Genomic DNA, 12,852 nt, shown 5'->3' on the forward strand with positions numbered 1-12,852 from the left:
CTCCACCGCCCACTACCGCTCCCGCACGAACTCCAACGGCACGCCCGTCGGGCCGAACTTGAGGATTCGGTGCTGGCCCGACGATTCAATCCAGTACGTGCCGGGCGCCTCGCCCCCTTCGTACGACACACGGAACGCGGCAAACGCGCCAAGGGGCGTCGTGACCACTTCCTCGCCCAACACCCGGAACGTCCGTCGTTCCACCGTTCCCTTCCCGGTCGCGAGCACACTCACGCTGATGGACGCATCCGGCTGCCAGGGCACGAAGGGCAACAGGGCGACGAGCAGGTTGTCGTCCACCGTCCCCGGCGGCACGGCCACATCGCGATACTGCACCGACTGCATCTGCCCGGCGCCGGGCGTCACGCCTTCGCCACTGGCGCGACCGTCCGTGTAGCGCACCTCAAGGAAGAGGTCGTTGCCCTGGAACCGGCCCTCCTGCCGTGTGGACGTCATCGTCAGTGCGGCATCAAAGCGCACCGTGGTGCGCTGCTGGATCACCGGCCCCAATGACGACTGCTCGCGGAACTCCCAACCGTCCGCGGTACGCTGCAGCTCACTCACTTGGAAGCCGAACGGCTGTCCCTGCACGAAGACCGTGAACGAGTCGCTGCGCGCCTCCAGACGACTCGCATCGAACTGCAAGGTCGTGGACGCCGCGGCCACGGCCTCGGTCGACAACGCGCGCCCGTCGACGTCCACCATCGTGACCGGCGCGATGGCCTCGAGGCGCGCGCGTAACTCCGTTCCGTCCCCGACCACGACGACAAGCGCGGCGTCCGCGCGCATCCCGGCGCGCGCCGTCGCCATCAACTGCTCGCGCGTCACCGCGGCGAGCCGCTGCCGGTAGGTCTGCACGTAGTCCGTGGCCAGCCCCAACAGCCGCGCCGTCGCGACCTGCCCCGCCACCTGCGCCGCGGTCTCGACCTCGAGCGGGAACTGCCCGACCAGCGTCTCCAGGTGCCGCGAGAACTCTTCCGGTGGCACCGGCTCGTTCCCCATCCGTCGCAGATGGGCGAGCATCTCCACCACGGCGGAGTCCGTCACCTCGGTGCGCACCTCGGCCGTCGCGGTGAACGTCCCGATGCCGCGCGCGCGGGCCACCGAGGAATACGCGCCGTAGGTCCAGCCACGCACCTCACGCAGGTCCTGGAACAACCGCGAGTCGGCAGCCGCACCAAGCACCTGGTTGGCGACGGTGAGTGCGTAGCCGCGGATGTCCGTCGGCATCCACGTCGTGTTGCCGATGATGATGTTCGACTGCACCGACCCCGGCCGATGCACCAGCACGATCTCTGTGCGCGCCCGCTGCGGCGCCGGCCGCGCCGGCGGCGGCGACGGACCACGCCCACTCCAGGCACCGAAGGCCCGCTCGGCGAGCCGATGCGCCTCCGTCGAGTCGATCGCACCCGCCATCACCAGCAGCGCCTGCGTGGGGCGCGCGCGCTGCCGGTGGAACTCGAGGAGGTCGTCGCGGGTGATGGCGCGCACGCTCGCCGCGTCCGCGCGCCGTCCGTAGGGATGATCCCCATACACGGCCTGCGCAAAGATGCGGCCGGCGATGGCACCCGGCTGCGAACGGGCAAACTCGAGCGCCGAGAGCGTCTGTGTGCGCAACAGCTCGATCTCCGACGTCGGGAAGGTCGGCCGCAACAGGGCCTCGGACACGAGGTCGAACGCCAGCTCCCGGTCCGCCGCCAACACCGCGGCGTTCACCGACAGGAAATCCGGGCCCGCCGACGCGCTGATGCTCCCGCCCACGCGCTCGATCGCCTCGGCGAACTGCTCGGCGTTCCGCGCAACCGTCCCCTTCGTGAGCAAGCCGGCCACGAGGTCCGCCGCGCCCGACTTGCCGGCTGGATCGTACAGCGACCCGCCGAGCACGGAGATGCGGAACGACAGCACCGGCTGCTTCTCACTCGGCACGAGGACGACGCGCAGGCCGTTGCCCAGCTCGAACTCCACGAAGGGAGGGAACGGCGCAGCCTCGAGCGGCAACGCCGCCGGCGGACGCGTCGGAAACTGCTGTGCGGCCAGCGACGCCTGTGGCGGCAACGCCAGCTGCGCCAGCAGCGCCACGACGAGTGGTGTCCCTCGCATCAACGGGCGCACGTCAGTTGCCCTCCGGTTCGAGCAGCAGGGTCAGCGAGTTGCCTGGTCGCATATAGGCGCGCGCCACGCGACGGAGATCCGCCACGGTGACGGCACTCACCCGCGCCGCCTCGGCGTTCACCGCCATCGGGCTGCCGAGGAACATCGCCGCGTGCTGCACGGCCTCGGTCACGGCCAGGGCCTGCTGGCGCGCGAAGATCGTGCGCGCCCGCCAGGCGTTCTTGGCCTTCTCCAGTTCGTCCGTCGTGATGCCGTCCGCGGCGGCGAACAGTGCGCGCTCAAGGCCCCGCTGCACGGAATCGGCGGACACGCCGACGTTGGCGACCGCGAATGCCGCGAAGACCCCCGCGTCGCGCATGGCACCGAAGGGATCATGCAGCACCTGCACCTGGGCCGCGACCTTCGCGTCCCGCACCAGACTGCGATTCAGCCGGCTGCTTTCGCCCTCGCCGAGGATCGTGGACAGCAGCCCAAGCGCCGGATGATCGGGATGGCTGGGTGGCACGGTGCGGTAGGCCACGAGGACCGCCGCCAGCGTGGCGTTGGGATCCGTGATCCGCTTCGTCACCGCCCCTGCGCCGGACGACTCGCGGCAGCGGACTGGCGCGCGGGGCGGCCCGGCGGGGATGTCCCCGAAGTACTCCTGCACCAGCTGCCGCACCTGCGCGGGACGCACGTCACCCGCCACGACAATCGTGGCATTGTTGGGGGCATAGTGCGTCCGAAAGAACTCGCGGACGTCCATCACGGTCGCCGCGTTGAGGTCATCCATCGACCCGACGATCGAATGCCCATAGGCAAAGCAACCGTCGCGGTCGAACATCGACGGCAGGGAGTCGATGATGAACCCGTTGTACGGCTGGTTGTCGAAGCGCAGTCGACGCTCCTCCTTCACCGCCTCGCGTTGGTTCGCGAGATTCTCGGCCGACACCGCCAGCGAACGCATGCGGTCCGCTTCCAGCCACAGCGCCAGGTTCACACGGTTGGACGGCACCACGCTCCAGTAGTCGGTGCGATCCGGCTGCGTCGAGCCGTTCACGCTGCCTCCGGCGCGTTCGATGAGCTGGAAATGCTCGGCCTTCGCCACGTGCTCCGACCCCTGGAACATCATGTGCTCGAACAGGTGCGCGAAGCCGGTGCGGCCGGGGCGCTCGTCCCGCGAGCCGACATCGTACCAGAGGTTCACGGCCGCGACCTGCGACGTGTGATCCTCCACGACGAACAGGCGCAGCCCATTGGTGAGGACGTAGGTCTCGACGCGGATGGGCGCCGGTTCCTGCGCCGGCACCACGGTCGCGCCGAGGAGCAGCGCAGACGTCGCGGCCACCAGGGCGCGACGCAACGGGGAAGGTCTTCGGGTCATTGTCCTGTGGATCCAAAGCCACCGACGCGGTCGGTACTCGCCGCCACCGCGCCGTTCACGAAGTCCAAGGTCTCGAAGCGCGCCAGCACCATCTGCGCAATGCGCTCGCCGTGCCGTACGCGCAGCGCCATCAGGCCGCCGTTCTTCACGGGCACCATCCACTCGTCGGGGAAGTCGGCATCGATGGTGCCCGGACTGTTCACGATGACCAAGTCGGTCTTGAGCGAGGTCCCCGAGCGCGGACGCACCTGGGCCTCATAACCCTCCGGCAACTGCGCGCGAAATCCAAGGGGAATCAGCGCCTTCTCCATCGGCTCCAACTCCACGAAGCGCCCCTCGGCATCCGTCGCGACGGCCCGAAGCTCGGGCCGGCCATCCCGAAACACGCGCACGGTATCCGCCGCGAGGCAGGCCGCGAGATCGTGGCCTGCACTGGCGGCCGTCGCGCGCCGCGGCGGCTCGACCCCGGCCTGCAGGGCCTCGAAGGTGATGATGGACATCTGCGGAAGGTACAACCCCGAGCGGACCTTCGGGTATCATTCGACCGTGTCGACCCACCGTCGCTTCGCCACGCCACTGTTGCTGCTCGCCCTTGCGGTCTTCGTGCCCGGCGCGGCCGGCGCACAGGCTCACGCCACTGACAGCAGCGCCGCCCCGCCGCTCGATCCCCGCAGCTTCGGCGTCCGCGAGCAGGCCCGCTTCGAGTCGTTTCGCCGCGCCCACCTACCGTTCAGTCGAGGCGCCAGCGGCAGCCGCTGCGAGGAGGTGGTGGGCCGCTTCTGCTACTGGTATGACGAGACCGCCGCGCCCGTGCCGGAGCCTGCCCAGACGGCGGAGGCGCGCGGGCGCCTGCTCGTTGTGCTCGACTCGCTGGTCGCGCTGAATCCGACCGACACCTGGCTCACCGGCCAGCTCGTGCGGTACCTCGACGAGGACGGCAAGGGCGAACGGGCACTGGACGCGGCACGTGCCTGCAAGGCGTTCGGCTGGTGGTGCGACGCCCTTCAGGGCTTCGCCCTGCATCGGTTGGGCCGATACCGCGACGCCGAACATGCCTTCGACCGCCTGCTCGAGGCCCTCCCGGTCGGAGAGCGCTGTCGCTGGACCGACATCTCCCTGTACCTCGACGAGGACTCGCGCCGGCAATACCAGCGAAGCAGCTGCGGCAGCGAGCAACGCGAGGCCTTCGAACGCCGCACCTGGTGGCTCTCGCGTGTGCGCTACGGCATCCAGGGCAACGACTCCCGCACGGAGCACTTCGCGCGGCTCACATACGTGGAGTTCCTGCGCGGCGCTGTGTCGGCGTATCCCTTCGGCTTTGACGAGGACGAACGCGAGCTCGTGCTGCGATTTGGCTGGCCCGACAGTTGGTCCCGCGGGCCCGACGCCCCGATGGGGCTCGGCGGACCGGCACAGCTGAACGTGGTCGGCAGCGAGCCCACGCCGGCCTACCGCTACATCCCGCCGCACCACGTCCTCACCTCGCCCATCGTCTCCGACTCGATCGACTGGGCCGTGCAGCTGCCGCCCGTGGTGGCGCGCTACCACCCGCCCTACGCCAAGCAGTTGGTGATGCTGGAGCACCAGCAGGCGCTGTTCCGACGCGGGGACACCGCACTGGTGGTGCTCGCCTACGACGTCGGCGACTTGACCGCATTCACCGGCACCGCGCTCGAGGGATCACTCACATTGTCGCCGGGCGGCGAGCCGCGGGAATTCGAGACGGTTGCGCGCGATGTGCCGGCAACCGGACGCCTCACGGCGCGCGCGCCCTGGGGGCCCTTGTTGATGAGCGCGGAGATTGCCGCACCCGCGCGTTCGGCCCTCGCCCGCGCCCGCTACGGCGTGCGGCCACCGTATGCCGTCGGTACCCGCGTCGCGCTCTCTGACTTGCTGTTCTACAAGCCGTACGGGGAACTGCCGTCGAGCGTCGAGCAAGCCATTCCCCACGCACTCAGCACACAGCGGGTGCCGCCCGACGGCAAGCTGGGCGTGTACTGGGAGGTCTACAACACGAACCCGTCCGGTGAGCGCCTGAGCGTCTCATTGACGATCGTCCCGGAGACCGAGGAAGCGGGCTTCTTCCGTCGTGGGCTGCAGGCCCTTCGCCTGGCCAAGGAGTCGGCGCCCGTGAGCCTGTCGGTGGAGGATGTCTCCACCCGCGGCGCTCCGTTCACGGCGCGAGCGCTCGAGCTCGACATCTCGACGCTCCGCCCGGGAGACTACCTCGTGCAGCTGGAGATCGGCGTCGAAGGCCAGTTCGTGTTGCGCACCGACCGCCGACTCGTCGTCGTAGCACCCTGAGTCCGTCGGGCCGCCTCGCGCCCCTCGTTAGATTCCCGTCGCAATGCCGTACCGCCATCTCCTTCCTGCCCTCGTCGTCGTCGCTGCGTTGGCCGGCGTGACCGCCGCTTCGAATGTCACTTCGAATGCTGCCGTCTCGCCCGCTGAGTCGCCCGCGCCGGCGCTCGTCCAGGCCTCCCCGGACTCCCTGCGCGGACGGCCAAAGTCTGCAGGCACGAGCGCGCGCGCACTTCCCGGCGCGATCCTGCCGCACAAGCGCATCATCGCGTTCTACGGCAACCCGCTCTCGCGCCGGATGGGCGTGCTGGGCGAGTACCCAACCGACCAGATGCTGGCGATGCTGGACGCCGAAGTCGCGGCCTGGGAGGCCGCCGATCCCGACACGCCGGTGCAGCCCGCGCTGCAGATCATCACGGTCGTCGCCCGCGAACTGCCAGGTCCCGACAGCATGTATCGCGGCCGGATGGCCGACACGCTGGTTGAGCGCGTGCTCAAGTGGGCCGAGACGCGCGGGGCCATCGTGTTCCTCGACTTCCAGGTCGGATACTCCAGCGTTGGCCAGGAACTGCCGCGCTACGAGCGATTCTTCCGTCTGCCGCACGTGCACGCCGCCATCGACCCCGAGTTCTCGATGAAGAACGGCGGCATCCCCGGCAAGCGCATGGGCACGATGGACGCCAGCGACGTGAACGTCGCCATCCGCTACCTCGCCGACCTCGCCAAGCGACACGACCTGCCACCCAAGGTCCTCATCGTGCACCGCTTCACGCGACGCGGCGTCACCAACGCCGGCGACATCCGGCTCGACCCGCACGTGCAGGTCGTGATGCATATGGACGGCTTCGGGTCGCCAACGCTCAAGATGAACACCTGGCGGAACCACATCGTCCCCGAGCCCGTGCAGTTCGTGGGCTGGAAGCAGTTCTACAAGGAGCGCAACGACAATCCGCGCACGACGATCGAGCAGATCCTCGCGCTGCGCCCCAAGGTGCTGTACGTGCAGTACCAGTAGCGCCAGGCGCTACGGCAGCATGATCAGGCCGCGCGTCGCATCGGACTGCGCAAAGAGCTTCCCGTTGGGATTGTAGAAGAAGATCCGGCGCTGCCGTCCTTCGACAATCGCATCCGCCGCGGCGAACTGCCGGGCCAGTGCCAGCTGGCCGTCCTCACGGATGGGGAACGTGGCGGCGGGATAGCTCACAAACACTTCGTCCTGCTGCACGTCCACCAGCGCGGTCGAGCGGGTCATCCGGATGACCGCCTCCGCTTCCTGCCGCTGCATCGGGGTCGCTTCGATCGGTGCGCCGCCGGTGCCCGTCCCGACCAGTTCCCCCTCGTCCGGGGAGGTGGCGATCCACAGCACCACGACGAGAATGATGCCCGCCGAGGAGAACTTGACGATGGGCGACTGGCGGCCGATGAACCCGAGAAGCCGCCCGACCAGCCCGGGCGGGGCCACGGCCTGCACGCTCGAAGGCGTCGGCACGCTCGAAATCCCGCTTACCCCAGTCGTGCGGCGCGTCGGGCGCTTGCCAGGCCCGGCCTCCGCCTGCGGATACGGGGTGAAGCAGTACGGGCAGACCCGCTGGTTATTGCTCTCGCGTTCGCAGTTGGCGCACAGCATTGCTACGTAATGAATCGTGCGGGCGTCGGCGCGGCAATGGTGCCGTCCCAGGCCCGCACCATCCTTCGCCCGCGCCGCGTGGCCGCCGCTTGAATCAGGCGTTCTGGTACTGGGCCCTGGCCTGGTTCAAGCCACCGCCGTCGACGACGTTGCTGAACCCGGCGGCCTTGAGCGCCGCCGCGGCCGCCGCCGAGCGCGCGCCACTCGCGCAGTACACGAGAATTCGGCTGCCACGTCCGATCTCGGTCCGATCCACAAGCGCCTGCGGCAGCCGGTCGACCGGGATGTTCTCGGCGCCGTCGAGGCGGCCGAGCATGAACTCGAGGCGACTGCGCACATCGAGGACGACGTCAACGGAACGGTTCTGGAACTTGGGCATGCAGACCTGTCGATTGAAAGTGACTATATAACTATTCCGTTGATTTTAGACGCGCTGGGACCTTCCGTCAAGCCCTTCCCGCCGCGACCGCGAAGGCAACCCAACCCGCAAGCAAGCAGGCCCCTCCGAGCGGCGTGACCGGACCCAGCCAACGCGCCCCGCTCAGGGCCAGGGCATACAGCGATCCGCTGAATAGCAGCGTGCCTGCTACGAACAACCAGCCGGCAACTCGTATTGGACCGCCGGCGCCGCTGGTCGTCGCGGCAACTGACCGTCCGACAAACAACGCCACGGCAATGATCGCCAACGCGTGGTACATCTGATAGCGCACCGCCGTCTCAAAGGTCTCCAGCGACCGCGGATCAAGTCGCTCCTTGAGCGCGTGGGCACCGAAGGCGCCAGCCGCCACGGCCATTGCCGCCGAAAGACTGCCGATCACGAGAAAGAGGCGCTGCATCAAGTCTCCGCTGCTGCGTTGGGGGGAACGGTCCGGGGCGCCGCGGACCGCGACGCCGGCGGCAGCTGCGACATCGCGTGCTCCGCCAGCGCCGTAATCGTGAGTGACGGGTTCACGCCGGGATTGGCCGGCATGGCCGACCCGTCACAGATAATGAAGTTCTCGTAGCCGAAGGCGCGCAGCTGGTGGTCCACCACACCGCGCGAAGCGTCGGCGCCAATCACGGCACCGCCCAGCAGGTGCGCCGTTGTGGGAATGTTCGCCGCCGCCTCGAACACGCTGCTGTGGGCGAAGCCGCCGGTCCGTTGCGCCAGCCACTCCGCCGCCGCGTTCGCCACCGGGATGAACGTTGGGTTCGGGCGTTCGCGATGCTGCGACGTCCGCAGTCCCCAGCCGCCGAGCAAGCCGCGACGCAGCCGCAGGGCTATGGCGTTGTCGTTCGTCTGCATCACCAACACGACCAGGGTGCGCTTGCTCCAGCCGACGGGGATTCGCGAGCGCAGGAAACGGAGGGGATGCCGGGCAATGGCCGCCAGCAGCATCAACGGCCGCGTCAGTCGCGTGCCCTTTCCCGTGAGCGGCGCGAGCAACGTCATCAGGAAGTCCCCGTGACGCCCATACGTACACAGCTCGATGTGCGTGTCCTCGTCGGGATGTACACTGCCACTGATGGCCACGTCCTGCCAGGGCTTTGTGGCGTCGTCCGGCAAGGTCACGGCGAGGATGCTCTCGCTGTTCGTGCGGACCAGCTCACCGACACGGTCGGACAGGCGCGGCAGCGTTCCCGCCTGCTTGTTCCGCAGCAGCAGCCGATTCGTGCCCAGCGCCCCTGCCGCGACGACCACGCCGCGCGTCGTGAGCGTTCGGCGCCCGGCGCCAAACCAGGCACCCGGACGGCACAGTGTCACACGATAGCCGTCGCTGCCGTCGGCAGCGCCAATCGGCTCAATGAACTCCACTTCGGATTCCGCGAGCACCGAAGCGCCACGACGCTCGGCGAACCACAAGTAGTTCTTCAGCAGCGTGTTCTTGGCACCGACGCGACAGCCCACCATACAGGCGCCGCAGCGCGTGCAGCCCGTGCGCCGCGGACCCTCACCGCCGAAGTATGGATCGTCCGTCGTCCGCCCTGGTTCGCCGAAGTACACGCCAACCGGCGTGCGCGTGAATGTCTCCGGGACCTCAAGGTGCTCCCCCAACTCCCGCAGCAGCGACTGCGCCGTACTCTCGAACGGCACCTCAGTGACCCCCAGCATCCGCTCGGCCGTGACGAAGTGCGGCGCGAGCGCCCGCTCCCAGTCGCCCAAGCCAGCCCACTGCGCATTTCTATAGAAGGCGGACTTGGCGCGGTAGAGCGTGTTGGCGTAGACCGTGCTCCCGCCGCCGACGGCCGCGCCTGCGGCGATGAAGACATCCTTGAGCGGGAGCAGCCGCGTAATGCCCCGAAGGCCGAGCGCAGGCCACCACAGGAAGCGCCGCAGATCCCAACTGGACTTCGCGTAGTCCTGGTCAGCGTAGCGCCGGCCAGCCTCGAGCACCGCTACGCGATAGCCCTTCTCGGCGAGCCGAAGCGCGGCCACGCTACCGCCGAATCCAGAGCCGACAATCAGCCAATCGTAGTCGTGGGCCACCGGAGGAATGTGCGCGCTGGACGAGAGGAAGCGAAGTGAGCACTTGACACATCAAAAATGGTTGATATAATTGGCCTATGCCCGTTGCAGCCATCAACCTCGCCCGCGCCCGTCAGCTGTTCCACGCGCTGTCGGACGAAACCCGACTCGGCATCGTCGAGATGCTGCGCGACGGCGAACGCTGCGTCTGTGACCTGCAGGCCGAACTCGACGCGGCGCAGTCGCGCCTCTCGTTTCACCTCAAGGTGCTGAAGGATGCCGGGATCGTGACCGACCGGCGCGAGGGGCGGTGGGCCTACTACACGTTGGCGTCGGATACTCTCGGCGAGGCCCACGACGTCCTGCGCGTGCTGGCCACCGAGCGCCCCGCAGGCCGTCAACTCCGCGTCTTCGGCCGCTGCTGCGGCTGATCTTTTTTTTGACTTTCTCATCAACATTTCTTGATAGGAGTTTTGCCGTGGCTACCGAACAACGAAGCGCCGAGAACGTCACCCAGATCGTGCGGCAGAAGTACGGCGAGGCCGCGCGCCGCGTGCTCGACGCGGGTGAGCAGGCCTCCTGCTGTGGCCCGGTGAACTCCTGCTGTGGCGGCGCGGCCTTCAACGGCAGCACCGACCCCATCACCTCGAACCTGTACGTCTCGGGTGAGACGCAGGAACTGCCGAGTGCTGCGGTGCTCGCCTCGCTCGGCTGTGGAAACCCGACGGCGTTGGCGGCGCTGAACCCCGGCGAGGTTGTGCTGGACCTTGGCTCCGGCGGCGGCATCGACGTGCTGCTCTCCGCGCGGCGCGTGGGAGCGACGGGCAAGGCCTTCGGCCTCGACATGACCGATGAGATGCTCGAACTGGCGCGCCGCAACGCCGACGAGGCCGGCGTGTCCAACGTCGAGTTCATGAAGGGCAACATTGAAGCCATCCCGCTGCCGGACGCGTCGGTGGACGTGATCATCTCCAACTGCGTGATCAACCTCTCGGCCGACAAGCCCACCGTGCTACGTGAGGCCTTCCGCGTGCTCAAGCCCGGCGGCCGCTTCGCGGTGAGCGACGTGATTGTGCGCGGTGAGGTCCCGGCGGCGGTGCGGCGGTCGATGGAGCTCTGGGTGGGCTGCGTGGCCGGTGCGCTCGAGGAGAGCGAGTTCAAGGCGCTGTTGCGCGACGTCGGATTCGAGGACGTGGACATCGAGCCCACGCGTGTCTACAAGAGCGAGGACGCGCGGGTGTTTCTCGAGGAAGCGGGACTCGACGTGGACGCGAGCATCGCGGACATCGACGGACGCTTCATGTCCGGCTTCGTGCGCGCCACCAAGCCGCGCAACGCTGTCGGCGCCGCAGCGACGGCATGATGCAGCTGCCGCAGGTACCAGGTGCCTTCCGGGTGCTGGTGCTCTGCACTGGCAACTCGGCGCGCAGCCAGATCGCCGAGGCGCTGCTGGCGACCCGGGGAGCATCACGGGTCGCCGGCCGCGTGGAGGCCGACAGCGCCGGCTCGCGACCCGCGGCGCGCGTGAATCCATTTGCCCTCGAGGAGCTGGCGCGACAGGGAATCAGGTGGGCGGGCCGCGTGCCGAAGTCGATCGACGACGTCGCCGATCAGCGCTTTGGGCTCGTCATCACCGTCTGCGACAACGCGCGTGAGGCCTGTCCGTACTTCCCCGGTGCATTTGCGCAGGTGCACTGGGGACTCCCCGATCCCGCGGACCACACGGAGCCCACTGCGGCGCGGCGCGCCTTCGCCGCCACGTTCGACGCGCTCGCGGAGCGTGTGGACGCGCTGCTGGCCCTGCCACTGCAGGAGCTGGATGACGCCGCCCTGACACAGGCAGCGCAGGCGATTCACGACGCGCGGCAGCAGCCAAGCTTCGAATGACCCCCACCCCCGCACCGTGACCGCTGACACCGCTGGCTCGCCCGACACCGCTACCGCGCCGGTGCTCCGACGCCTTTCCACGCTCGACCGCTGGTTGCCCGCCTGGATTTTTCTCGCGATGGCTGCCGGCGTGCTGCTCGGCCGTCTGTTCCCGAACCTCGGTCAGGCGCTCGATCGGGTCCAGGTCGCCGGCGTTTCCGTTCCGATCGCAATTGGGCTGCTGTGGATGATGTATCCCGTGCTGGCCAAGGTGAAATACGAGACGATTGGCGCGCGCATCGGCGACACCAAGGTGCTGGGCACCTCGCTGCTGTTGAACTGGGTGATCGGCCCGCTGCTGATGGCCGGCCTCGCGTGGGTCTTCCTCGCCGATCTGCCGGAGTACCGCAACGGACTGATCCTCATCGGGCTCGCACGCTGTATCGCGATGGTGCTCGTCTGGAACACGCTGGCCTGCGGGTCGGCGGAACTGGCTGCGGTCCTGGTCGCGCTCAACTCGGTGTTCCAAATCCTGACCTATAGCGTGCTGGGTTGGCTCTTCCTTACGGTAATGCCGGGTTGGATGGGCGCCGAGTCCACGGCGATCGATGTCTCGATGTGGGAGATCGCCAAGAGCGTGCTGATCTTCCTTGGCATTCCGTTGCTTGCGGGCTACGTGACGCGGCGGACGCTCGTCGCGCGCCGGGGGCGGGAGTGGTACGACGACGAGTTCGCGCCGCGCTTCGGTTCGACCGCGCTGCTGGGCCTGCTCTACACCATCGTGCTGATGTTCGCGATGCAGGGGAACCGCATTGTGGAGTTGCCGCTCGACGTGCTGCGGATCAGCCTGCCGCTGATGGCGTACTTTGGCCTGATGTTCGGCGCGGCGTTCTGGCTCGCCCTGCGTCTCGGCTTTGACTACGAGACGACGATATCGCTGAGCTTCACGGCGGCGGGCAACAACTTCGAGCTCGCCATCGCGGTGGCCGTGGCGACATTCGGCATCGGCTCGGGCGAGGCCCTCGCGGCGGTGGTGGGTCCGTTGATCGAGGTGCCGGCGCTGGTGGGTCTCGTGTACGTGTCGCTGTGGGCCAGGCGGCGGTTCTTCTCCGCCGCCTAGCCCCACCTTGCGCGCGT

At 68.4% G+C, this 12,852-nt stretch carries 13 protein-coding genes; 6 read left to right on the forward strand and 7 right to left on the reverse strand.

Annotated features, from left to right (window positions below; genetic code table 11):
* Positions 1-12 precede the first annotated feature (12 nt).
* Genes KF709_01945 through dut form a run of 3 tightly spaced genes read right to left on the reverse strand, consistent with a single transcriptional unit; the run spans position 13 to position 3,975 of the window.
* Entirely contained in the window at positions 13-2,112 is a 2,100-nt protein-coding gene (locus tag KF709_01945; protein MBX3173150.1) for an insulinase family protein, read from the reverse strand.
* A 1-nt stretch (position 2,113) separates the two neighbouring features.
* Entirely contained in the window at positions 2,114-3,454 is a 1,341-nt protein-coding gene (locus KF709_01950) for an insulinase family protein (GenBank protein ID MBX3173151.1), read from the reverse strand.
* A gap of 17 nt (positions 3,455-3,471) precedes the next feature.
* Positions 3,472-3,975, reverse strand: a complete 504-nt coding sequence (gene dut, locus KF709_01955; protein MBX3173152.1) for a dUTP diphosphatase — start codon at positions 3,973-3,975, stop codon at positions 3,472-3,474.
* 46 nt (positions 3,976-4,021) lie between these two features.
* Here dut and KF709_01960 point away from each other — a divergent pair, with 46 nt between their 5' ends.
* A complete protein-coding gene (locus KF709_01960; protein ID MBX3173153.1) occupies positions 4,022-5,779 on the forward strand; it encodes a hypothetical protein in 1,758 nt (585 codons plus the stop codon).
* Positions 5,780-5,822: 43 nt separating this feature from the next.
* The gene (locus KF709_01965) at positions 5,823-6,791 is read left to right on the forward strand and encodes a hypothetical protein (GenBank protein MBX3173154.1); all 969 of its coding nucleotides are present in this window, start codon (positions 5,823-5,825) and stop codon (positions 6,789-6,791) included.
* A 9-nt stretch (positions 6,792-6,800) separates the two neighbouring features.
* Here KF709_01965 and KF709_01970 read toward each other — a convergent pair whose 3' ends face one another.
* The 4 genes from KF709_01970 to KF709_01985 form a co-directional block, all read right to left on the reverse strand.
* Entirely contained in the window at positions 6,801-7,265 is a 465-nt protein-coding gene (locus KF709_01970; GenBank protein ID MBX3173155.1) for a hypothetical protein, read from the reverse strand.
* A 232-nt stretch (positions 7,266-7,497) separates the two neighbouring features.
* Positions 7,498-7,782, reverse strand: coding sequence for a rhodanese-like domain-containing protein (locus KF709_01975; GenBank protein ID MBX3173156.1), 285 nt, complete (start codon positions 7,780-7,782; stop codon positions 7,498-7,500).
* A gap of 67 nt (positions 7,783-7,849) precedes the next feature.
* Complete coding sequence (locus tag KF709_01980) at positions 7,850-8,239, reverse strand: DUF423 domain-containing protein (protein MBX3173157.1); 390 nt, start codon at positions 8,237-8,239, stop codon at positions 7,850-7,852.
* Positions 8,239-9,870, reverse strand: coding sequence for a GMC family oxidoreductase (locus tag KF709_01985; protein ID MBX3173158.1), 1,632 nt, complete (start codon positions 9,868-9,870; stop codon positions 8,239-8,241). The genes KF709_01980 and KF709_01985 overlap by 1 nt, the downstream gene beginning before the upstream one ends.
* Before the next feature lie 77 nt (positions 9,871-9,947).
* On the opposite strand from KF709_01985, the gene KF709_01990 reads away from it, so the two are divergent.
* From KF709_01990 to arsB, 4 genes are all read left to right on the forward strand, one after another.
* Entirely contained in the window at positions 9,948-10,280 is a 333-nt protein-coding gene (locus KF709_01990; protein MBX3173159.1) for a metalloregulator ArsR/SmtB family transcription factor, read from the forward strand.
* Positions 10,281-10,327: 47 nt separating this feature from the next.
* Complete coding sequence (locus KF709_01995; GenBank protein ID MBX3173160.1) at positions 10,328-11,212, forward strand: arsenite methyltransferase; 885 nt, start codon at positions 10,328-10,330, stop codon at positions 11,210-11,212.
* Entirely contained in the window at positions 11,209-11,736 is a 528-nt protein-coding gene (locus KF709_02000; GenBank protein MBX3173161.1) for an arsenate reductase ArsC, read from the forward strand. The genes KF709_01995 and KF709_02000 overlap by 4 nt, the downstream gene beginning before the upstream one ends.
* A 118-nt stretch (positions 11,737-11,854) precedes the next feature.
* Positions 11,855-12,835: an ACR3 family arsenite efflux transporter gene (gene arsB, locus KF709_02005; GenBank protein ID MBX3173162.1), complete on the forward strand. Its 981-nt coding sequence runs from the start codon at positions 11,855-11,857 to the stop codon at positions 12,833-12,835.
* Positions 12,836-12,852 lie beyond the last annotated feature (17 nt).

The organism is Gemmatimonadaceae bacterium, from assembly GCA_019637445.1.
GTDB lineage: Bacteria > Gemmatimonadota > Gemmatimonadetes > Gemmatimonadales > Gemmatimonadaceae > Pseudogemmatithrix.